Genomic DNA, 19,178 nt, shown 5'->3' on the forward strand with positions numbered 1-19,178 from the left:
ACAGCGCCAGCCAGCGATTGAAATGCGACGAGGTGATCGGCAGGCTGGTATGCTTGGGCACCGGAGCGCCATGATACCGCCCCGTCATCAACGCAACCGACGACCAGAAATCGACCATCCGGTCCAGATGCGGACCCCAATCCGTGATCCGATCCGCAAAAATCGGACCCAGCAGCGCATCCTTGCGCACTTTGGCGTAAAACCGATGAACAAGATCGTGCAACACATCTTCATCGAGACCGGTTTGCGCCATCACCGCGCGGGTCATATGCGGTCGCGCCGAAGATATGGGCGGGCTGTCTGTCGAGGCGTGGGTCAAGGCGCTGTCCTTTTTACGTTGCGCTGGATCGTATGCCTGCTAATACGTATTGTAAATGCCAATTCAAGAGCGAGATGCCGCATGCGTCTGACATCTTTCACCGATTACGGGCTTCGCATGCTCATGCGCATGGCCAGCGCGCCCGAACGGGCGTTCTCGACAGCCGAACTTGCGGATGAATTTGGCCTGTCGCGCAACCATCTCAGCAAGATCATGCAGCAACTCGCCCGTGCGGGAATCGTTGTGACGCGCCGGGGCGGCGGCGGCGGTGCCCGTCTGGCTCGACCGGCGGCGGACCTCAAGCTGGGACAGCTGATTGCGGTGCTCGAAGCCGATCAACCGATTGTTGAATGTTTCGGAACCGGCGAAACCCGCTGCACGATCAACACGCAATGCCGGCTCAAGACGCGGTTGCGCGCTGCCGAAAACGCGTTCATAGCCCATCTGGACCGCTCTACCCTTGCCGATATTGCCTTACCCGACGCTGATTTCCCGCTCACATCACATCAATTTTGAGGAAAGGAACCGCCATGGCGACCTGGCTACCCACCCTGATCACAAACACACCAGAAGAGGGCTATGACCTTGCCGTCAAACTGTCCCGTATTGCGATCAAACTCACCCAGCCCGATGCCGAAGCCCGCGAACGCATGCGTCCGGACTATGCCGAGGATGCAGATGCGCTGATCGCGGTCAGTCAGGTGGTTGCAACGCATTTCGCAACGATTTCCGCGGCCAACAACTATTGGCGCGACGCGTCCTGACACGCGGTCAAGCGGCTTTTTTATATCACTTTTAAGACATGCGTCATGTCGTCCTTGGTGGCAGGATCACACTATTTGGTTGCCAAATGCGACGTCAGATGCGACGCAGGCCTGCCTTTCCAAGCCTGCCGCTTGGAACACATTCACAGCATCAATCAAATTTGCAGTGCCCAATCACTCTGGGCAGTGCCTGTAAAAACAACGAAAAGACACTCAAGTGAACATGATTGACGAAAAACTCCAACCCATCCTAAGCACCGTTCTGCATCGCAACGCAGGCGAGGCTGAATTCCACCAAGCGGTGCGCGAAGTGCTGGAAAGCCTTGGCCGCGTGATTGCCCGGCATCCCGAATATGCCGACGAGGCCCTGATCGAACGGATTTGCGAACCAGAACGCCAGATCATCTTTCGCGTGCCCTGGATCGACGACAACGATCAGGTTCAGATCAATCGCGGCTTTCGCGTTCAGTTCAATTCGGCATTGGGGCCATACAAGGGCGGCGTGCGGTTTCATCCGTCTGTGAATATCGGCATTGTCAAATTCCTCGGGTTTGAGCAGATCTTCAAGAACGCGTTGAGCGGTTTGCCCATTGGCGGCGGCAAGGGCGGGTCCGATTTCGACCCCAAAGGCAGGTCGGACCGGGAAATCATGCGCTTTTGCCAATCCTTTATGGTCGAGCTGCACCGCCATATTGGTGAATATGTCGATGTGCCCGCAGGCGATATCGGCGTTGGCGCGCGCGAGATCGGCTATATGTTCGGCATGTATAAACGCCTGAACAACCGGTTCGAAGCTGGCGTTCTGACTGGCAAAGGTCTGGTCTATGGCGGGTCGCGGGCGCGCAAGGAAGCCACAGGTTTCGGCACCGTCTATTTTGTCCGCTCGATGCTGGAAAACATGGGAACAGATTTCGAAGACAAGCGCTGTGTTGTCTCGGGATCGGGAAATGTGGCCATTTACGCGATGCAAAAGATCAACGCGTTCGGCGGTAAGGTTGTGGCCTGTTCGGACAGCGGCGGTGTCATCATTGATGAAGATGGCATCGACCTTGATCTGGTCCGCGAGATCAAGGAAGAGCGGCGCGGCCGGATTTCGGAATATGCCGAGGCCAAGGGTGCGGGATGCACCTATAAGCACGGTGGCAATATCTGGGATGTGCCCTGCGATCTGGCCTTTCCCTGCGCCACCCAGAACGAGCTCGACGGGCGGGACGCCAAAGCGCTGATCAAAAACGGCGTCACCGTCGTCGCCGAAGGGGCCAACATGCCCTGCACCCCCGAAGCGGTCAAACAGTTCCAGGCCGCCGGAGTGCGCTTTGCGCCCGGCAAAGCCGCCAATGCGGGCGGCGTGGCGACTTCGGCGCTCGAGATGCAGCAAAACGCCAGCCGCGACAGCTGGAGCTTTGAGAAGACCGAAGAACGGCTGGCCGAGATCATGGGAAATATCCACGATTCCTGTGTGCAAACCGCCGACGAATATGGCGCACCGGATGATTATGTCCTGGGCGCGAATATCGCGGGCTTCCTGCGGGTGGCCGACGCCATGCGGGCCATGGGTGTTATCTAGACACCCAAGCCGACACCGGAACGCCGCGCAGCACATCTTGCGCGGCGTCGAGGCCGCCAACGGCCCTTTGACCGCTTACATCAGAAGCGGAACAAGATAGAGCCCAAGCAGCAACAGGCACAGCGCGGTCAACGCCACATCAAACCCCCGCCGCCATGTCGGTGCGGAGGCCAGCCCCAGATATTGCGCCAGGATGATCCGCGCTTTTTGCCAGGCCAGCACCATCACTGCCACACCTGCCGCAACGGGCCATTGCACGTAGACACCCGAAAGCGACAGGGCGGTTGACCCGAGGCTCAGGGCAACAAGCAACGCCCAGGCGATATAAAGAGATCGTTGTGTCATTGCAGCAGATAGATCACTGGAAACAGCAGCACCCAGACCAGATCAACCATATGCCAGAACGCTGTCGCGTCCTCGATATTGTCGATATGATCGCGCCAGGCCACAAGCAGCAAAAGCACCACTCCGGCGGCGACATGCGCGGCATGAAACCCGGTCAGCATGAAGTAGAAGTTGAAAAACACATGTGTGTCCCAGACGATGCCATCCGCCGCCTTTGACGCAAACTCTGCGCCTTTGATCCACAGGAACACTATCCCAAGGACTGCCGCCGCAATCAGGGCAAGCCGCGCGCGGCCGCGCTGACCGGCGCGGCGCAGCTGGCAGGCCATTGCCGCCAGAAAACCGCTGGTGATCAGGACAACGGTGTTGATGGCAGCACCGGTCCGGTCGAGCATATCCTGCGCTTCTGCAAAGCCTGTTGGGTCGGTGATCCGAACAGACAGAAACACAATCAGCCCGGCCCCGAAAACCAGCACTTCACTGATGATGAGAATCCACATCAACAACTCGCCTGGCAGTTCATCCAACGCAGTTTTACCAGTCATGGGGTGAACACCTTTCAAAGCACTCTGGCCACGAGACGGCCTGTGTCGTTCTGTGCATGTCCTGCGGATCGTGAGCCGCAGGCTTCAGTCTATCCGGTCACCACTCAACCGCAAGTCACTGTTTTTGTTGATCGCAATTTCCGACTATTTTTGTCGGTAAGCTTGCATTTCGACTCGTCCAAACGTATTAGTATTAGAGATACCAATTCACAAGGCCAATCGATGTCACTGACCGCCTGTCACAGCAATTCACCCAGCAGGCCGCTATCCCACCTACGGCGGCTTGGCTGGCAGGTTTTGGGTTTCGTTGCACTTGGCCTTGGGGCGCTTGGGGTGGTGCTGCCGTTATTGCCGACAACGCCGCTGGTGATTCTGGCCACCTTCGCCTTTGCCAAAAGCTCACCTGCGCTGCACGCTTGGCTGATCCGAAACAAGATATTCGGCCCCATTATTGCCGATTGGCAATCCAATGGGGTGATTGCACCGCGTTACAAGATCCTTGCCCTGTCGATGATGCTTGGCGCTTTGTTGCTCTCGGTCCTGTTGGCTATGTCTGCACTGGTTCTTGGCATTCAACTGATCTGCATGGGGCTTGCAGCCTGTTTTATCTTGACCCGCCCAAGCCGCGCAAAATGATACCTGTCATGCGCATCTTTGATCGCGCAATTTGATCTAAGGCAAAGTCGCCGCGATCATTGCGCTTCATAAAGGGCGTATGGAACATATCGAAACACTCAAGGCGCTTGGCCTTTTTGATGCGCGCGTGCCGCGCTATACGTCTTATCCGACTGCGGCGGTCTTTTCGCCGCAGACGGGCGCGGGCTTTCAGCACAGCGCACTTGAAAAGCTTGATCCGAACGATCCTGTCTCGGTCTATATCCACATCCCGTTTTGCGAACGGCTGTGTTGGTTCTGTGCCTGCCACACGCAAGGCACCCAAACCCTTGGCCCCGTAGAAAGCTATATCGAATCGCTTGAGGCAGAGCTTGAGCTGCTGCGCCACACCATTCCTGACGGTCTGCGCATGGGCCGTTTGCATTGGGGCGGCGGAACGCCCACCATTTTGCCCCCAGAGCTGATTCACCGATTGGCCCGCGCGATCCGGTCTGTCTTTCCGCAAAGCGAAAATTTCGAGTTTTCCGTCGAGATTGATCCGACAATGGTGGACCGCGCCAAGATTGATGCGCTGGCCGCCGAAGGCATGACCCGCGCCTCTATCGGGATTCAGGATTTTGATCCCGAGGTGCAACAGGCGATTGGCCGTCTGCAACCCTTTGACGTGACCCGCGCCTGTGTCGACGATCTGCGTGACGCGGGCATCACATCGCTGAACACCGATCTTGTTTACGGTCTGCCGCACCAAAGCCTTGCGCGGATCGAAGACACCATCGACAAGGTTCTGACCTTTGCTCCGGACCGGGTTGCGCTGTTTGGCTATGCGCATGTGCCGTGGGTATCAAAACGGCAGAAACTGATCGACGAGGATGCGCTGCCCGATGATCTGGCCCGCTACACACTGGCCACCCGCGCCGGTGAACGCTTTGTCGAGGCGGGGTTGACCTCGATCGGGATTGACCACTTTGCCCGTCCCGAAGACGATCTTGCCACATCGCTGGCCGCCGGGCGCTTGCGTCGGAATTTCCAGGGCTACACCGCCGACACCTGTCAAACCCTGATCGGGCTTGGTGCCTCGTCCATTTCGCGGTTTCCGGAAGGCTATGTGCAAAACGCACCCGCCACCGCCGCCTATAAGCAACGCATCGCGGCAGGCGAATTCCCCGGCGCGCGCGGATATCACATGACCGCCGAAGACCACCTGCGCGCCCGCGCAATCGAGCGTCTGATGTGCGAGTTCCGCGTGGATCTGGATGATCTGAGCGCCGAATTCGGACCACGGGCTCACTCGCTTGCCCCGCTCTTGACCGAAATGGCCGATCGGTTCGCGCCGTTCACACAGCTGGAGGGAACCCGTCTGTCCATCGCGCCCGAAGGCCAGCCTTTGACGCGTATCATCGCCTCGGTTCTGGACCAGCATGTGCCGGAAGGCGTGCGCTACTCGCGCGCGTCGTAATCACCACTCACGATCTGACGAAAACCGCGCCCGGCCTCCCGGGCGCGGTTTTTGCGTCTACAGCGCATAGACTCCGATCACAATCGGATGCAGCGCCAGCAACGCGACAAAGGTCACCACCCCGGCCACCAATCGCAGCGCCGCACCAGACCAGGACGCGGGTGCCTGAATCAGCGGAGCCTGCGCGACCGCCCTGTTCAGGCTGTCCCATGCCTCGGCCCCCATCTCGCGCCGCTTGCGACGATTGATCAAAGCGCGGCCGGCGATGGCAAATCCGCCAAGCACGCCAAACAAGATCACATGCGCCACATCCCCGTTGGGAAGCAGATGCAACCCCGCCCAAAGCGCCAGAGCCAGCAACACAGGATGCCGCGTCAGGCGAACGATGCCCGGACGCGCCGGATCAAACTGATCATTCCGCGACCCGCCAAAGGAAAACGGATTGGGCCGCGCCAGCGTGAAGGCAAGGATCACGCACACCGCCAGCATCCCCAGATGAACCACATGGCGCTGCCAGGTCATCTGCGGCCAAAGCTCGACATAGGGTGCCTCGCCCGCTGACCAGATCAGCAGGGACAGCATGCCAATCGACAGGATCGAATATCCGATGCCAAAACCCCTGCTGCCAACCTGCGCCGTGATGCGCGATTTGACAGCGGGCCGCACCGGGATCGAATGGGTGACGAAAAACAGCGCGAAGATGCCGGTAAACCCAAGCCAGCTCATGCCGGTTTCTCGGGTTTCTGCCGCAAGAGGGACGGGCCATATGCCACCGCGAAACCTGCGAATGCCAAGACCCACAATACGCCAGAGACATAGCTCAGCTCAAGAAAAAGGGACGTCCAGAACCGCGCAAGCACCGATCCAAAGAGGCACAGATAAATGACCACGGTCATTGGGCTGGCCGTCAACGCCTGCCCGGTGTGGCCCAAAGTGGCGCGTGTCATCACCGCAAGGGTCATCGCCCCGATCGCACCGGTCATCCACAAATGCTGCGCCCCGGCTGTGCCCGGATTGCCAAGGATCTGATCCAGCCCCAATGCCAATGCGCCCAGCGGGATAAACACGTAGGACACGTGCAACACCCAAACCAGAGGCTCGCTCAGCGTGTGATGCGCCTGCCAGCGGCTTTGGCGCGCCAGATGAAGCACCGCAAAGACAACCAGCGCCACGCCAATATAGACGTCAAACGGGTTTACGACCCAAGCCAGCAGGACGGGAATGCTGAACAAGAGCACAATCTTGTCAAAGCGCTGCATCGGCGGGGCCGGACGCGCCGGATTGTCCTGTCGTGCCAGCCAGTTGCGCGTGAAGGACGGAATGATGCGTCCGCCGATCACACAGATCATCATGACCGCCGTAGCCACACCAAGCCGAAGTCCGACGCCCTGTGCGGCATAGCCTCCGGTGACTGCCTCGTAGTGAAACAGTGCATTGGCCAAAGCAAAGACCGCCAGTAACGCCAGCACAATAAGGTTGCGCCAGTTCTTGCCCGCCACAATCTCGCGCAGGATCAGGCCCCCCAGAACCAGCGGAAAGGCGAGGTCGATCACCGGGGCCACCGCGACAGGCAAAGCCGCCGAAAACAGAATGGCAATCCGGCCAGCCACCCACAGCCCAAACAAGGCGGCCAGCCGCCAACCGACCATGGGCAACCGCCCGGTCCAGTTCGGCACCGCCGTCAGAAGAAATCCGGCAAGCACCGCGCCAAGATAGCCAAACAGGAATTCATGCGCATGCCACGAGACCCGGTCCATGCGCGAGGGCAGATCAATCGCACCGGACAGCGCGACCAGCCACAGGCCCATCGCCAGCACGACCCAGATCGCTCCGAACAGAAAGAAGGGCCTGAACCCAAAGCTGAATAGCGCCGGCCCCTGCCAAGCGCGCATCTGCTCTGCCGAAGTTTGTGCCATTACGTGGCTCCCGTATCCTTAGTGCCCATATCTGTTCTGATCGTGCTGATCACTGTGCCGTCTTCCGAACAGGTCAGCCGCACGCGTTTACCATTGTGATAGAATGTCAGACGAAACTTTCCGGCGTCTTCATCCGCGCCCTGTTCGTATTTGCTGGTAATCTGACCCCGCCGCATTTTGCCCTGCACCTCGGCGGGGTCAAGGCCCAGAAGCGGGCCAAGATCATGTGCGTCAATCACCGGTTGGCCACTGTCCAGTTCGATTTTCATGTCGGCTCGCTTGCGTCGGCCACATCCATCAGGTGTCGGATATGGCGGGCAAAATACCAGGTTGCAGGCGCGCCGATCACGCAGCCCAGCCCGATTGACCACGCGGTCGAGAGAACCGGCCCTCCAACCCAGCTGAAGATCAGCGATGCAAAAAACACATTCACCGCGGCGGCCCCGGCCCCGAACGGGTACAACGCCAACGCGATTTTTGGCGTGGACCAGCCTTGTTGTGTTATCTGCGCGTCACGAGCCATTGAACCAATCCCATCGAAGCAATCAGCATCACACATGCCAGCGCATACCAGAATTCGGCCGTCGCGGATTGCGCCTGCGGTATCGGGCGATCAAATTCTGCGGCAAACCCAGAGCTTGCAAAAGCGCACAGCACGCTGGTGAGAGGAAAGAGAAAACGCATATCAGGTCTCCTGAGTCAAAGTGCGGTAGATGTCGGGCAATGCCCGGGTCAGACGTTTGGCGTCGGGCAAAAGCGTGAACCCGCCGCGGCCAAAGATGCGGGCAAACCAGTCCTGCCCGTCTTCATCGATGATGATGCCATGCAAGCTTAGCCCCGCGTTGCGGGCCTCGCGCACGGCCATATGGCTGTCTTCGATGCCATGCTGACCTTCGTAATGGTCCAGATCGTTGGGCTTGCCATCGGTCAGAACAATCAGCAGTTTGCGCGCGCTGGGTTCTTCGGACAGCTGCGCGCTGACATGTCTGACAGCGGCCCCTAGCCGCGTAAAGTGACCGGGTTTCAACGCGCCGATATTGGCGGTGATGTCGCCTGACATCGGGTCGTCAAACCCTTTGCACCGGGTCAGGAACACGCGGTCACGGCGTAGCGATGAAAACCCCCAGATGCCAAGCCGGTCGCCTGCTGCGTCAATACCGGTGGCCAAAGCGGCCATCGTGTGACGCGCCACATCAATCACCGACGTGTCACCAATAGCGGCCTCGGTGGACCGGGAATTGTCAATCAGGAAGGCCACTGACATATCGCGTTCGATCTGGCGCGCAGATTGCCAGATACGATCAGACCCGCGCCCCGTGGCCTTAAGATCGGCCTGCGCTGTCAACAGCGCATCAAGATCAAGTTCGGTTCCGTCCACCTGTCGCGGCTGCAGGATACGGCGGGGGCGCAGCGCCTCGAATTGGCGGCGCACATCGCGCACATGGCGGTCATCGGGCCTGAAACTGCTGCCCTCGGGCTGCGCCGGGGCATCAAGCACACGACAGTGATCGGCCATGTAGCTGCGGCTGCGGTGGTTCCATTCGGGATAGGTGTGGATACCGGACAAGGCTTCGTGATCCGCATCCGAGGGCGAAAGATCCAGATGCAGACGCAACCGCGTTGCCGCCTTTCGGTCATGTTTGGTCAGGGCAATCTCGTCCTGATCATCCGCCGCTTTCTGGGCGTTTTCATCGTCATCATCATCGACGCTGCGATTGATGTTCATCGATTCCACCCAGGACAGGATCGATTCAAAACGGTGCATGATGAAACTGTCATTGCGGTTGTTCTGTTCGTGATCCTTGCGCGCGCCGAGTTTGCGGCTGGTATACGCCGCAGTCGGCGGTGGTGCCGCGGGATCCGCGGCCTCTTCGCCGGCGGCGGCACCAGAGCCGGGTTGCGCAAACTGCAACCAAATCGGTACGGGGGCAAAGGGCATGTAGCTGCGCGATGCAGTCACAAGGTCCGGTGTTTGATCCGCCCCGCCAAGTTGCTTGCAAATCGCGGTTTCGATCATGTCTTCCTGCGCCGGACGCATCACCGAAGGACGCAGCGCCAGACACATGAGCGTCATGTCGTCATAAGATGCGCGCAACCCCGGACAGGCGTCATACGCGGCTTTTGCAGCTTTGGCATTGGCGGTGATCTGGGCGCAATCAAGCGCAAACGGTTCGTCGGGCAGGTCAAGATCGGTCTGGTCAGCAGTAGCAGCAAGCGCGGTCAACCAGAAATAGGCGGCGCGGTTCAGGCGGGCTTCTGGGAAGGCGGCAATAAAGGGCGGCAGGCCCAGCCGTTCGCCATCAAAGCGCGCCACCCATTCGCGGTCCTGATCCGCACCCAGCTTGCGCCGCAGCGGGCGACGGTGGCGCATCACGGTTGCCGGAGCCTCACCCAGTTCGACCCCGGGCGCCCCGCCAAGCGCGCGGAACAGCACCGCAAGACTGGGGCGCACCGAGGCAAGCGTGACGCTGGCCTCGGGATATGTCACATCTGCCCCGATCCCGATGGCCATGTCGTGCCACAGGTTTCCAACAGTTTCTTCGGGTTCCATCAGGTCGAGTAGATGCATGACGTTTATCCGTAGATTGTGCTGACAAGATCACGCAGCGATTGCTGCACATCGGGCTCGTCACTCAGCGGTTCGATTACGGCCGCCTCAAGCGCATGTTCCACGCCCATACCGCCTGCCATCAAAGTGGCTGCATAGATCAAAAGTCGTGTGGAGACACCTTCTTCAAGATCCATACCAGATAGCTTGCGGATATGCCCCGCCAGCCGCACAAGCGGTGCGACACGTCCGGGTTCAAGACGGCTTTCCTGCGCCACGACGGCAATTTCGGTCTCGGGATCAGGGAAATCAAACGAGATCGACAAAAACCGCTGCCGGGTGGAGGGTTTCAACCGCTTCAGCACGTTCTGGTAGCCAGGGTTATAGGACGCGACCAGCATAAAGCCTTTGGGCGCTACCAGTTCCTCTCCGGTGCGGTCAATCATCAGCGTGCGCCGCGTATCGGTGAGCGGGTGCAGAACCACGGTCACGTCCTTGCGGGCCTCGACTACCTCGTCAAGGTAGCAAATTCCGCCTTCGCGCACGGCCCGTGTCAAAGGGCCATCGACCCAGACGGTTTCCCCGCCCTTGAGCAGGTAGCGCCCGATCAGATCAGCCGCCGACAGATCATCATGGCAAGCCACGGTATAAAGCGGTTTGCCCATGCGGGCCGCCATATGTTCGACGAAGCGGGTCTTGCCGCAGCCGGTAGGCCCCTTCAGAAGAAGGGGCAAACCGTTGTCATAGGCCGTCTCGAACAGGTCACATTCGCGACCGGTTGCCTGATAAAACGGCAGGGACGGTGTGTTTGCAATATTCATTGCTTACTCTCCCGGTACGGGGTTGGCGGGACCAGGTTCGATGATCTCGCGCTTGCGCACAACCAGCATCGAATAGATGAACAACAGCGCACCGATCACAACCGCCAGGCCAGAACCCCAGCGCATCAGGTAGAAGATCGACAGGCTTTCCTGCACATCCATGTAGTAGTCACCGATCACCCGCTGCATGTGAGTCTGAATGGTGCCCGCAAAGGTCAGCACAAAGGTCATGAATGCCATACCACCGGTCATCAGCCAGAACGACGCCATGTTCAGCACCTGATTATAGGGTTCGCGCTGACGCAGCATTGGCATCGCGTAGGTGATGATCGCCAGGTTCAGCGCGACATAGGCCCCGTAGAAGGCAAGGTGGCCGTGGGCTGCGGTGATCTGTGTGCCGTGGCTATAGAAGTTCACGCCGTGCAGAGTGTGCAGAAAACCCCAGACGCCCGCGCCAAAGAAGGCAACCGTGCTGGCCCCGAGTGACCACAGAAGTGCGGCCTTGTTCGGGTGGTTCTTGCGGCCCTTCCAGACCATGACAAAGGCAAAGGTCATCATCAGGAAGAACGGGATCACCTCAAGGGTCGAGAAGATCGAGCCAACCCACTGCCAGTAGCCCGGCAGACCGATCCAGTAGAAGTGGTGGCCAGTGCCAAGGATGCCCGAGAAGAGCGCGGTCGCCACGATGACATAGAGCCACTTTTCGACAACTTCGCGGTCCACACCGGTCAGCTTGAGCAAGAGGAACGCCAGAATAGACGCCATCACCAGTTCCCAGGTCGCTTCGACCCACAGGTGAACAACGAACCACCAGTACATCTTATCAAGGGACAGGTTGTCGGGGTTGATAAAGGCAAAGATCCAAAGCAGCGACAAAAGCCACATGCCCATCAGCAACACGTTGGTGATCGCGGTTTTCTTACCCGCCAGAACGGTCATCGAGATGTTGAGCAGGAAGATCAGCGCACCGACAAGAATGCCGAACTTGACCCAGAGAGGCTGCTCAAGAAATTCGCGGCCGCCATGGATGCCGACAAGGTAACTACCAACGGCACCCAATGTGCCCACGAGGAAAATGATCAGCTGAAGATAGGCCAACTTTGGCGACCATATCTCGCGCTCTGATTCCTCGGGAATGAGATAGTAAGCGGCCCCGAAGAAGCCCAGCAACAGCCAGACGATCAGCGCGTTGGTGTGGATCATGCGAATGATGTTGAAGGGCAGAATTTCCGACAGGAAATTCGGCGCGACGTAAATCCAGCCGGCAACCAGCCCACCCAGCACCTGAATGGCGAAAAGGGCCATCGCGGCAAGGAAGTACCAGTATGCGACTCTTTGTGTTTCATATTTCATAGTTCTTATCCTCTTTGTGCGCGATGTGATCCGACAGCAGCGATGTGCTTTTCGGAGCGCGCAGTACCTCCTTAACCGGCATCATTTGGTGGCCAGCCCTGGGTGTCCGTCTGGTCCGCCCAACGCAGAAATTCCGCAAGTCCGCGGATGTCTTCATCGCTCAGATCATAACTGGGCATCTGGCGGCGGCCTTCGATCCCGCTGGGTTGGCTTTCGATCCATCCTTTGAGGATTTCAAAAGCGTCCTCGGGACTGTCCTGTACGCCCCAGCGGGTCATCACGTTGCCGACTTCGGGGGCAAAATAGGCACCCTCGCCATGCAGGCTGTGGCAGTTGATGCAGGAGTTTTGCTCCCACACATGTTTGCCGTGAATCACCTCTTCGCTCAGCGGCATACCCGCTGTCGAAACGTTGACGACGTATCTATGAGAATGGACGGTCATTGCCACGAAGACCACAACGAAAAAGATCGAGCCCCCGTAGAAAATGTTGCGCGCCCGCGATTTGGTTAGAAATTCAGCCATCCGTAAGGCCTCCATGAATTCGGGATAACCCTGTCTAGCAGCCCTCGGCTGAGCGACGTTTGATCTAGCGCAACATTCCGACCACTTGGCTGGCTATTGTCGATGTCAGAAGGAGTCTCTTATGAATGGCTTAAAGTTGGACGATCCGGATTTGCCGCTTGCAGATATGATGACGCAGTGGCCGCAAACGATTGCGGTTTTCACCCGTCACAAGATGCTCTGCGTGGGATGTCTGGTCAGCCCGTTTCATACGATCGCAGATGCCTGCGCCGAATATCACCTTGATGAAAACGATTTTCTAATGGAACTCAGGTCGGCGATTATGCCTGGCTGAGCATGACAAGCGCGTGTGGATCACAGACCGTGATGCGTTTGCGTTTGCTTTGAACAAGGCCCTGTCTTTCCCACGCGCTGAGCACGCGGCTGACAGTGTGAAGCGTGGTCGCGGTCAGTTCGGACAAATCTTGACGGGTGATGGGAAAGTCGATCTCGATCCCACCCTCGACCTTGCGCCCGGTCTGGTTGATCAGCCGCAGCAGCGCATTGGCGACACGTTGTTCAACCTGCTGGGTGGCCATTTCAACAATCCGGTTGTTCATTTCCCCAACCCGCTGGCCCAGCGTTTTGTAGGTTTCGGTGGCAAACCCGTCATAGTCCTTGACGAAGGTTTCCCAAAGCCGCATCGGCCAACTGAGCGCGAGCGATTCTGTCGCCGTCATGGCCGTGGCGGGATAGGTGTCCTGTCCGATGGCTTTTGCGATTCCCATCAATTGACCCGCCGGGATATGCAGCGATGTCACCTGTTCGCCCGTAGGTGTGATTCGCACCACGCGCACATACCCATCCAAAAGCATATAAAACCGCTCGGCCGGCGCGCCTTCAAGAAACACCGCGACCCCGGCCTCGTAGCGCTGGGACGACGCCTGATCAAGAATCGTGCGCACCTCGCGCTTGTCGAGTTTCGAAAACGGCGGCAAATGCGTCAGCAGGCTTTCATCAAGCTGCGGCAGAATCTTGCGTGTCGGAGCATTCATATCCCGGTCTTGCCACATCTGAACCGGCGACGCCATAAGCACCGTTCAGAACATGCATGGTTGACACATTTTTGTTATTTGTCGCAGCGCAAATTGGGATTTTTCAAATCGGGTAAGTTTCAGATCAAGACATGCAGAGATCTGAAAGGACACCGAAATGATCCGCACGATGGCAACCGGTCTTTCCCGCACCCCGCACAGGGTGCCGCATCCGTTTGCCACATCACTCGCAAAGCATGTTGCTTGAAGCCACACGCGCTTTGACCCCCAACCCCGAAAAACATCTGACCAGTTTCAGTGGATGGCAGGCGGACAGTCCGTCTGACCAGTCCACCCCGATGGAGAAGACCATGACCAAATTCATCAACCCCGGCCTTATGAAGACCAGCCGCCGCAACGTTCTGCGCGGCAGTATGCTTGCCGGAGCGGCAGCGGTGACAGGTGCCGGTGCGATGGCCACCACCCGCACACCGAAAATCACTGCGATCAACGCGACATCGTCCAAGCTTTATAAAACCGCAGGCAAGCAAGACGCAGAATCCAACGCCAAAAAGGCAGACCTTTCCGGATACACCCGCGTCAAACAAGAGCTGGTCGCGCCACCCTTTGCGCCCGAACACGAACAGGTCGCAACAGGCGGACCCAAGATCATCGAAATCACAATGGACACCACCGAACGTCTGATGGTTGTCGACGAAGACACAGGTGCCGAAGTCTGGGCGTTGACCTATAACGGCTCTGTCCCCGGACCGCTGATCATCTGTCACGAAGGCGACATGGTGGAGCTGACGCTGCGCAATCCGGTGGAGAGCCGGATGGAGCACAATATCGACTTTCACGCGGCAACAGGCGCATTGGGCGGTGGTGGGTTGACCCATGTCTATCCCGGCGAAGAATGCGTTTTGCGCTGGAAAGCTAGCAAACCGGGGTGCTTTACCTATCACTGCGCCCCCGGCGGGGCAATGATCCCCTATCACGTGACCCATGGCATGAACGGCGCTGTGATGGTGCTGCCGCGCGATGGCCTGAAGGACAAGGACGGCAACCCGCTGCGCTATGACAAAATCGCCTATTTCGGAGAACAGGACTACTATTTGCCGATGGACGAAAACGGCGACTACCGCAAATACGAGGCCGCTGGCGATGACTATGCCGACAGCCTTGAGGCCATGCGCACCCTGATCCCGACACATTCGGTGTTCAACGGGGCCGTGGGTGCCCTGACCGGGGAGAATGCACTGACTGCGGATGTCGGGGAAACCGTTCTGATGATCCACAATCAGGCCAACCGGGATTCCCGTCCGCACCTGATCGGTGGACACGGCACCTATGTGTGGGAATCGTCGTTCACCGATGCGCCCCTGCGGGACATGGAAACCTGGTATGTGCGGGGTGGTAGCGCTGTTGCGGCGATGTATACTTTTGAACAACCGGGCGTCTATGCCTATGTGAACCACAATCTGATCGAAGGCGTCATGCTTGGCGCGACAGCCCATTTCGTGGTTCAGGGACAATGGGACAACGCTTTGATGGAACAGGTTGTCGCGCCTCGTGATTTCCAGTCTGATGCCTGAACAGAAAAGGAACTGAGCTATGCCTGCTGTCATGACCCTTTCAAAAACGTCCCTTCGTTTTGTTGGACTGGGCCTCGTGGTGGCGGCATTGGCGGTCGGGGGCGCGCTGATGCAGCGCGGCCCTGATCCGTCACTTGATCCATCCCTCGCCCCAGAAATGGCCGAACAGAGCGTCACGTTGCCGGATGGCTCTGGGCTTTGGGTGCAACGCCACGAGGTTACGGTTGCCGAATGGAACGCCTGTGCCTCGGAACAGGCCTGTTCTTTGACGTTGCGCGTGCGCGCGGGCTTTGATGCCGAAACAACACCAGCCACCGGTCTGAGCTATGTCGATGTTCAGGAATACATTACCTGGCTCAACGCCCGCACCGGGCAGAGCTATCGCTTGCCAACCACAGACGAATGGAACCACATCGCGGCACCGGTTTTACCCAAGGACACCGAACCGCTGTTTACCGACCCGTCGCTGACCTGGGCCTCGACCTATCTGACCGAAGGGACCGCGCCGCGCGCCCTGAAAACACAAGGCAGCTTTTCCACCTCGCCCGAGGGCATTGCCGATCTGGACGGCAGCGTCTGGGAATGGACAAGCGATTGCTATGCCGATGGGATGGATGCAAATCGCTGCCCGGCGTTCTATCTTGGGGGCGAACACGTCGCTGCAATGTCCTTTCTGGTCCGCGATCCCGCACGGGGCGGATGCGCCGTTGGAACGCCGCCGGCCCATCTTGGGCTGCGATTGGTCACCGACAGCTGATCCAATGCACGCGACGGGTCTTTTGGCCTATCCTTGACAAACCGAACGATACCGCGCCGGATCAATCGTGCCGCGATGCGCGGCGTCTTGCGGGGCGATCCCGCCCAAGGAGATTGGCGCGATGCTTATGACCATTCTAAGAGGTTTGCTGTTTGCGACGGCGTTCCTGGGTCTTGCGCTGCTTGTGGCCCGTTTGGCCTTTCCACCCCCGGCCCAGCCCGACCGCCCCACAGAGACCGCGCTGCCGCCAGCCACGGATGGCGCGCTGGCCGACGCGGTAACGGCGCAAGCCGCGCAACATGAAGGGCTCAGCGGGATCGCCGCCTTGGAAGACGGGATGGACGCCTTTGTAGCCCGAATGTTGCTGGCCAATGCCGCGGTGTCGTCAATTGACGTGCAATATTACATCTGGCGCGCCGATATGACCGGGCATTTGCTGCTCAAGGCGCTGCTGCGTGCAGCGGATCGCGGGGTGCGGGTGCGTCTTTTGTTGGATGACAACGGGATTGACGATCTGGATGATGTGCTTGCCGGGATGGACACCCACAAAAACATCGAGGTCCGCCTGTTCAATCCCTTTGTGCTGCGCCGGTTCAAACGCCTGTCCTATGCGTTTGATTTTTTCAGACTGAACCACCGCATGCACAACAAGGCATTTACCGTTGATGGCCGGGCCAGCATTTTGGGTGGGCGCAATATCGGTGATGAATATTTCGGAACAGATGAAACCGCCCTCAAGATTGATCTTGATGTCGTCGCAGTGGGCGACGTTGTCCCAAAGATCTCAGCCGATTTCGATCGCTACTGGAACGCAAGTTCGGTCCACGAGGCGAAGCGGATTCTGAGGCGGAACGGCGGTCTGGATCTGCTGGCGTCGCGGCTGCGCCGGTTTGAAACCGCACCGCGTTATGCCGAATACCGGTCTTTGCTTGAGTCCTCTGACATCGTATCGTCCCTAATGCGCGGCAATCTTGCGATAGAGTGGACCCGTGCCGACCTGATCAGCGACGATCCGGTCAAGATCTTTGGACCCGTGCCGCGTTCCGAATTGTTCACCTCGCGCCTGCTGGACGGAGTTGGCCCGATCCAAAGCCGCTTTGATGGCGTCACCCCCTATTTCGTTCCCGGCACCGCCGGTGTCGCGGCCTTTGCCCGCCTTGAAACAAACGGTGTCGCCGTGCGGATGCTGACCAATTCGCTGGAGGCGACGAACATGTTGCCGGTTCATGTCGGCTATAGCAAACGCCGGACGGATCTATTGCTGGCAGGTGTCGGATTGTACGAATTGCGCGCCGAGGCGGCGGGCCCATCCGACCATGACGTGATGGGTCCACTGGGATCATCGGGATCAAACCTGCACGCCAAGACATTTGCCGTGGACGGTGCCCGTATCTTTGTCGGCTCGTTTAATTTCGATCCCAGATCCGCCACGCTCAACACTGAGATGGGATTGATCATCCACAGCGAACGGATGGCCACTGCCCTGCACCGCGCGTTTGATCAGGGCCTGGGCGATCTTGCCTGGCGGGTGTTGTTACAGGACGGGCACCCGGTGTGGAGAGACCCGATAAATCAGGCGACGTTGACCCAGGAACCCGGCACGACATGGCTCAAACGGCTGGCCCTGCGCGGGATCGGATGGCTGCCTGTTGAATGGCTCTTGTGACGATGATCAGCCATGGAGCACTTAAGCAAACTTCCGCCGATCCTCCATAGCGCGTGCCCGCCTTCTCTGTTAGCATCTAATCTTACGAATGTGTGTTGCCGGATTCGTCTGATCGCGCATCAACACGCATAATCGGGGAAGGATCTTCAGATGCACGTTCAAGCCGAGCTCATAAGATTAACCCCAACACCAAAGAAACCAGCGCTTGTCACAGCGTTTCTAAAGGCACAACCCAAAGCGCATATTGAAACGGCAGCCAAAGGCACGTCGATTGTGCGCGAGGATGATTTTGCTGATCACTCCATGTTGCTGCTTGATGGCTGGGCCGCCTTTTCCAAGATGTTGCCAGACGGCGAGACGCAGATCGTTGATGTGATGTTGCCCGGCGATTTTGCGTTGATCGGTGCGGCACACGCCTCGGTCGCGGCCTGTTCTGTGGACGCGCTAAGCGATGTGCGGTACATCAACATCCGCGCGGTTCAGGCCAATGGACCAGAGCCGGAATTGGCGACCCTGCGTGAATTGATGGCAGCCGAAATCGTCAAAACCCAATCGCGCACGTCAGAGCTTTTGTTGCGTATGGGCAAAGGCAGTTCCACAAACCGCATCGCCTATGCGCTGCTTGAGTTTTTTGTCCGGCTTGAGGCCATCGACCGTGTCGACGGCACCCGTTTTGAATTTCCGATGACGCAGCACAAGATCGGTGAATTCACCGGAATGAGCAATGTGCATGTCTGCCGGACCATGCGCCGTTTTGAACGCGACGGTCTTATCTCTTACCCGCAACATGGCGAAATCTGTCTGGATGATCTTGAAGCCCTGACCGAATTTGCAGGCATTGATCTTGATACGCTGCGGCACGTTCTTTTGTCTGACTAGTCAGCGCAGCTCGACAATCTCGCCCAGGGTCTGACCGGCCAAAACCTCGTTCGCATCATTGGCAATATCGCCCAGGGTCAGGATACCCACAGCCCGTCCCATGTTGTCGACAACGACAAGACGGCGAATTTGCGCGTCTGACATCACATGAGCAGCACATTCAATCGTCTGATCAAGATTACAGGTGATGACATTGCGCGTCATGATCTGGGCAATCGCGCAATCGGACACCATTCTGCATGCCCAGCGTGTCACGATATCGCGGTCTGTGACGATCCCGATTGGATACAGGTTTTTGCACACCGGCAGCGCTCCGATTTGCAATTCCCGCATCAGGGCCGCAGCCGCCCGCACCGACGTGTCCGGAGAAATAAGCGTAACGGGTTTGCGCATAACGCGACCTACCAACATGCGGCGGGCTCCATTTTGCTGCTTCGCTTTTGTACCCGAAAGCATAGGCAAAGAAAAAACGTCAGAATTAACACAGAGCAATCA

At 58.4% G+C, this 19,178-nt stretch carries 24 protein-coding genes; 10 read left to right on the forward strand and 14 right to left on the reverse strand.

Going from position 1 to position 19,178, the window contains the following annotated elements; genetic code table 11:
- Window positions 1-319 (reverse strand): group III truncated hemoglobin (locus ACG74X_RS14115; RefSeq protein ID WP_411235641.1); only part of this gene is annotated, 319 nt, incomplete at its 3' end.
- 81 nt (window positions 320-400) lie between these two features.
- On the opposite strand from ACG74X_RS14115, the gene ACG74X_RS14120 reads away from it, so the two are divergent.
- From ACG74X_RS14120 to gdhA, 3 genes are all read left to right on the forward strand, one after another.
- Window positions 401-835, forward strand: a complete 435-nt coding sequence (locus ACG74X_RS14120; RefSeq protein ID WP_411235642.1) for an Rrf2 family transcriptional regulator — start codon at window positions 401-403, stop codon at window positions 833-835.
- Window positions 836-849: 14 nt separating this feature from the next.
- Window positions 850-1,083, forward strand: coding sequence for a hexameric tyrosine-coordinated heme protein (locus tag ACG74X_RS14125; RefSeq protein ID WP_411235644.1), 234 nt, complete (start codon window positions 850-852; stop codon window positions 1,081-1,083).
- 223 nt (window positions 1,084-1,306) lie between these two features.
- Entirely contained in the window at window positions 1,307-2,650 is a 1,344-nt protein-coding gene (gene gdhA / locus ACG74X_RS14130) for an NADP-specific glutamate dehydrogenase (RefSeq protein WP_411235928.1), read from the forward strand.
- Between the two features lie 75 nt (window positions 2,651-2,725).
- On the opposite strand, the gene ACG74X_RS14135 is transcribed toward gdhA, so the two are convergent.
- Window positions 2,726-2,995, reverse strand: a complete 270-nt coding sequence (locus ACG74X_RS14135; RefSeq protein ID WP_411235646.1) for a nitric oxide reductase F protein — start codon at window positions 2,993-2,995, stop codon at window positions 2,726-2,728.
- The gene (locus ACG74X_RS14140) at window positions 2,992-3,540 is read right to left on the reverse strand and encodes a cytochrome c oxidase subunit 3 (protein ID WP_411235648.1); all 549 of its coding nucleotides are present in this window, start codon (window positions 3,538-3,540) and stop codon (window positions 2,992-2,994) included. The genes ACG74X_RS14135 and ACG74X_RS14140 overlap by 4 nt, the downstream gene beginning before the upstream one ends.
- 222 nt (window positions 3,541-3,762) lie before the next feature.
- Here ACG74X_RS14140 and ACG74X_RS14145 point away from each other — a divergent pair, with 222 nt between their 5' ends.
- A complete protein-coding gene (locus ACG74X_RS14145) occupies window positions 3,763-4,176 on the forward strand; it encodes a YbaN family protein (protein ID WP_411235650.1) in 414 nt (137 codons plus the stop codon).
- 79 nt (window positions 4,177-4,255) lie between these two features.
- Window positions 4,256-5,611 carry an oxygen-independent coproporphyrinogen III oxidase gene (gene hemN / locus ACG74X_RS14150; protein ID WP_411235652.1) on the forward strand — a complete coding sequence of 452 codons (1,356 nt, stop codon included), beginning with the start codon at window positions 4,256-4,258 and terminating at the stop codon, window positions 5,609-5,611.
- Window positions 5,612-5,668: 57 nt separating this feature from the next.
- On the opposite strand, the gene ACG74X_RS14155 is transcribed toward hemN, so the two are convergent.
- The 9 genes from ACG74X_RS14155 to ACG74X_RS14195 form a co-directional block, all read right to left on the reverse strand.
- Window positions 5,669-6,337 carry an NnrU family protein gene (locus ACG74X_RS14155; protein ID WP_411235654.1) on the reverse strand — a complete coding sequence of 223 codons (669 nt, stop codon included), beginning with the start codon at window positions 6,335-6,337 and terminating at the stop codon, window positions 5,669-5,671.
- Complete coding sequence (locus ACG74X_RS14160; RefSeq protein ID WP_411235656.1) at window positions 6,334-7,527, reverse strand: NnrS family protein; 1,194 nt, start codon at window positions 7,525-7,527, stop codon at window positions 6,334-6,336. The genes ACG74X_RS14155 and ACG74X_RS14160 overlap by 4 nt, the downstream gene beginning before the upstream one ends.
- Complete coding sequence (locus ACG74X_RS14165) at window positions 7,527-7,796, reverse strand: DUF6522 family protein (protein ID WP_411235658.1); 270 nt, start codon at window positions 7,794-7,796, stop codon at window positions 7,527-7,529. Before ACG74X_RS14165 ends, ACG74X_RS14160 begins: the two co-directional genes overlap by 1 nt.
- On the reverse strand, window positions 7,793-8,050 hold the full coding sequence (locus tag ACG74X_RS14170) for an NnrT protein (protein WP_411235660.1): 258 nt from the start codon (window positions 8,048-8,050) through the stop codon (window positions 7,793-7,795). Before ACG74X_RS14170 ends, ACG74X_RS14165 begins: the two co-directional genes overlap by 4 nt.
- Complete coding sequence (locus ACG74X_RS14175; protein WP_411235662.1) at window positions 8,029-8,211, reverse strand: protein NnrT; 183 nt, start codon at window positions 8,209-8,211, stop codon at window positions 8,029-8,031. The genes ACG74X_RS14170 and ACG74X_RS14175 overlap by 22 nt, the downstream gene beginning before the upstream one ends.
- Before the next feature lies 1 nt (window position 8,212).
- Complete coding sequence (locus ACG74X_RS14180; protein WP_411235664.1) at window positions 8,213-10,096, reverse strand: nitric oxide reductase activation protein NorD; 1,884 nt, start codon at window positions 10,094-10,096, stop codon at window positions 8,213-8,215.
- A gap of 5 nt (window positions 10,097-10,101) precedes the next feature.
- Window positions 10,102-10,896: a CbbQ/NirQ/NorQ/GpvN family protein gene (locus ACG74X_RS14185; protein ID WP_411235666.1), complete on the reverse strand. Its 795-nt coding sequence runs from the start codon at window positions 10,894-10,896 to the stop codon at window positions 10,102-10,104.
- A 3-nt stretch (window positions 10,897-10,899) separates the two neighbouring features.
- Window positions 10,900-12,249 (reverse strand): cbb3-type cytochrome c oxidase subunit I, encoded by a 1,350-nt coding sequence (locus ACG74X_RS14190; protein WP_411235667.1) that lies wholly within the window; start codon window positions 12,247-12,249, stop codon window positions 10,900-10,902.
- A gap of 71 nt (window positions 12,250-12,320) precedes the next feature.
- Window positions 12,321-12,773 (reverse strand): c-type cytochrome, encoded by a 453-nt coding sequence (locus tag ACG74X_RS14195; protein WP_411235668.1) that lies wholly within the window; start codon window positions 12,771-12,773, stop codon window positions 12,321-12,323.
- 121 nt (window positions 12,774-12,894) lie between these two features.
- Between ACG74X_RS14195 and ACG74X_RS14200 the strand changes: the two genes are divergently transcribed.
- Window positions 12,895-13,107, forward strand: a complete 213-nt coding sequence (locus tag ACG74X_RS14200; protein ID WP_411235669.1) for a DUF1858 domain-containing protein — start codon at window positions 12,895-12,897, stop codon at window positions 13,105-13,107.
- Here ACG74X_RS14200 and ACG74X_RS14205 read toward each other — a convergent pair.
- On the reverse strand, window positions 13,094-13,807 hold the full coding sequence (locus ACG74X_RS14205) for a Crp/Fnr family transcriptional regulator (protein ID WP_411235929.1): 714 nt from the start codon (window positions 13,805-13,807) through the stop codon (window positions 13,094-13,096). The genes ACG74X_RS14200 and ACG74X_RS14205 overlap by 14 nt on opposite strands.
- A 350-nt stretch (window positions 13,808-14,157) precedes the next feature.
- Between ACG74X_RS14205 and nirK the strand changes: the two genes are divergently transcribed.
- The 4 genes from nirK to ACG74X_RS14225 all read left to right on the forward strand — a co-directional run bounded on the left by nirK (window position 14,158) and on the right by ACG74X_RS14225 (window position 18,683).
- Window positions 14,158-15,381 carry a copper-containing nitrite reductase gene (gene nirK / locus ACG74X_RS14210; RefSeq protein WP_411235930.1) on the forward strand — a complete coding sequence of 408 codons (1,224 nt, stop codon included), beginning with the start codon at window positions 14,158-14,160 and terminating at the stop codon, window positions 15,379-15,381.
- Window positions 15,382-15,412: 31 nt separating this feature from the next.
- Window positions 15,413-16,138, forward strand: coding sequence for a formylglycine-generating enzyme family protein (locus ACG74X_RS14215; protein ID WP_411235671.1), 726 nt, complete (start codon window positions 15,413-15,415; stop codon window positions 16,136-16,138).
- A 121-nt stretch (window positions 16,139-16,259) separates the two neighbouring features.
- The gene (locus ACG74X_RS14220) at window positions 16,260-17,804 is read left to right on the forward strand and encodes a phospholipase D family protein (RefSeq protein ID WP_411235672.1); all 1,545 of its coding nucleotides are present in this window, start codon (window positions 16,260-16,262) and stop codon (window positions 17,802-17,804) included.
- A 150-nt stretch (window positions 17,805-17,954) separates the two neighbouring features.
- The gene (locus ACG74X_RS14225; RefSeq protein ID WP_411235673.1) at window positions 17,955-18,683 is read left to right on the forward strand and encodes a Crp/Fnr family transcriptional regulator; all 729 of its coding nucleotides are present in this window, start codon (window positions 17,955-17,957) and stop codon (window positions 18,681-18,683) included.
- Here ACG74X_RS14225 and ACG74X_RS14230 read toward each other — a convergent pair whose 3' ends face one another.
- A complete protein-coding gene (locus tag ACG74X_RS14230) occupies window positions 18,684-19,076 on the reverse strand; it encodes a CBS domain-containing protein (RefSeq protein WP_411235674.1) in 393 nt (130 codons plus the stop codon). It abuts the gene before it with no gap.
- Between the last annotated feature and the right edge of the window lie 102 nt (window positions 19,077-19,178).

The sequence above is a fragment of the Marivita sp. S0852 genome (assembly GCF_046591575.1).
Classification (GTDB): Bacteria; Pseudomonadota; Alphaproteobacteria; order Rhodobacterales; family Rhodobacteraceae; genus Marivita.

What these genes read in the sequence shown, in the direction of transcription:
- ACG74X_RS14120 (WP_411235642.1), top strand. Translation starts at nt 401, where the DNA reads ATGCGTCTGACATCTTTCACCGATTACGGGCTTCGCATGCTCATGCGC.
- ACG74X_RS14125 (WP_411235644.1), top strand. Translation starts at nt 850, where the DNA reads ATGGCGACCTGGCTACCCACCCTGATCACAAACACACCAGAAGAGGGC.
- gdhA (WP_411235928.1), top strand. Translation starts at nt 1,307, where the DNA reads ATGATTGACGAAAAACTCCAACCCATCCTAAGCACCGTTCTGCATCGC.
- ACG74X_RS14135 (WP_411235646.1), bottom strand. Translation starts at nt 2,995, where the DNA reads ATGACACAACGATCTCTTTATATCGCCTGGGCGTTGCTTGTTGCCCTG.
- ACG74X_RS14140 (WP_411235648.1), bottom strand. Translation starts at nt 3,540, where the DNA reads ATGACTGGTAAAACTGCGTTGGATGAACTGCCAGGCGAGTTGTTGATG.
- ACG74X_RS14145 (WP_411235650.1), top strand. Translation starts at nt 3,763, where the DNA reads ATGTCACTGACCGCCTGTCACAGCAATTCACCCAGCAGGCCGCTATCC.
- hemN (WP_411235652.1), top strand. Translation starts at nt 4,256, where the DNA reads ATGGAACATATCGAAACACTCAAGGCGCTTGGCCTTTTTGATGCGCGC.
- ACG74X_RS14155 (WP_411235654.1), bottom strand. Translation starts at nt 6,337, where the DNA reads ATGAGCTGGCTTGGGTTTACCGGCATCTTCGCGCTGTTTTTCGTCACC.
- ACG74X_RS14160 (WP_411235656.1), bottom strand. Translation starts at nt 7,527, where the DNA reads ATGGCACAAACTTCGGCAGAGCAGATGCGCGCTTGGCAGGGGCCGGCG.
- ACG74X_RS14165 (WP_411235658.1), bottom strand. Translation starts at nt 7,796, where the DNA reads ATGAAAATCGAACTGGACAGTGGCCAACCGGTGATTGACGCACATGAT.
- ACG74X_RS14170 (WP_411235660.1), bottom strand. Translation starts at nt 8,050, where the DNA reads ATGGCTCGTGACGCGCAGATAACACAACAAGGCTGGTCCACGCCAAAA.
- ACG74X_RS14175 (WP_411235662.1), bottom strand. Translation starts at nt 8,211, where the DNA reads ATGCGTTTTCTCTTTCCTCTCACCAGCGTGCTGTGCGCTTTTGCAAGC.
- ACG74X_RS14180 (WP_411235664.1), bottom strand. Translation starts at nt 10,096, where the DNA reads ATGCATCTACTCGACCTGATGGAACCCGAAGAAACTGTTGGAAACCTG.
- ACG74X_RS14185 (WP_411235666.1), bottom strand. Translation starts at nt 10,896, where the DNA reads ATGAATATTGCAAACACACCGTCCCTGCCGTTTTATCAGGCAACCGGT.
- ACG74X_RS14190 (WP_411235667.1), bottom strand. Translation starts at nt 12,249, where the DNA reads ATGAAATATGAAACACAAAGAGTCGCATACTGGTACTTCCTTGCCGCG.
- ACG74X_RS14195 (WP_411235668.1), bottom strand. Translation starts at nt 12,773, where the DNA reads ATGGCTGAATTTCTAACCAAATCGCGGGCGCGCAACATTTTCTACGGG.
- ACG74X_RS14200 (WP_411235669.1), top strand. Translation starts at nt 12,895, where the DNA reads ATGAATGGCTTAAAGTTGGACGATCCGGATTTGCCGCTTGCAGATATG.
- ACG74X_RS14205 (WP_411235929.1), bottom strand. Translation starts at nt 13,807, where the DNA reads ATGAATGCTCCGACACGCAAGATTCTGCCGCAGCTTGATGAAAGCCTG.
- nirK (WP_411235930.1), top strand. Translation starts at nt 14,158, where the DNA reads ATGACCAAATTCATCAACCCCGGCCTTATGAAGACCAGCCGCCGCAAC.
- ACG74X_RS14215 (WP_411235671.1), top strand. Translation starts at nt 15,413, where the DNA reads ATGACCCTTTCAAAAACGTCCCTTCGTTTTGTTGGACTGGGCCTCGTG.
- ACG74X_RS14220 (WP_411235672.1), top strand. Translation starts at nt 16,260, where the DNA reads ATGCTTATGACCATTCTAAGAGGTTTGCTGTTTGCGACGGCGTTCCTG.
- ACG74X_RS14225 (WP_411235673.1), top strand. Translation starts at nt 17,955, where the DNA reads ATGCACGTTCAAGCCGAGCTCATAAGATTAACCCCAACACCAAAGAAA.
- ACG74X_RS14230 (WP_411235674.1), bottom strand. Translation starts at nt 19,076, where the DNA reads ATGCGCAAACCCGTTACGCTTATTTCTCCGGACACGTCGGTGCGGGCG.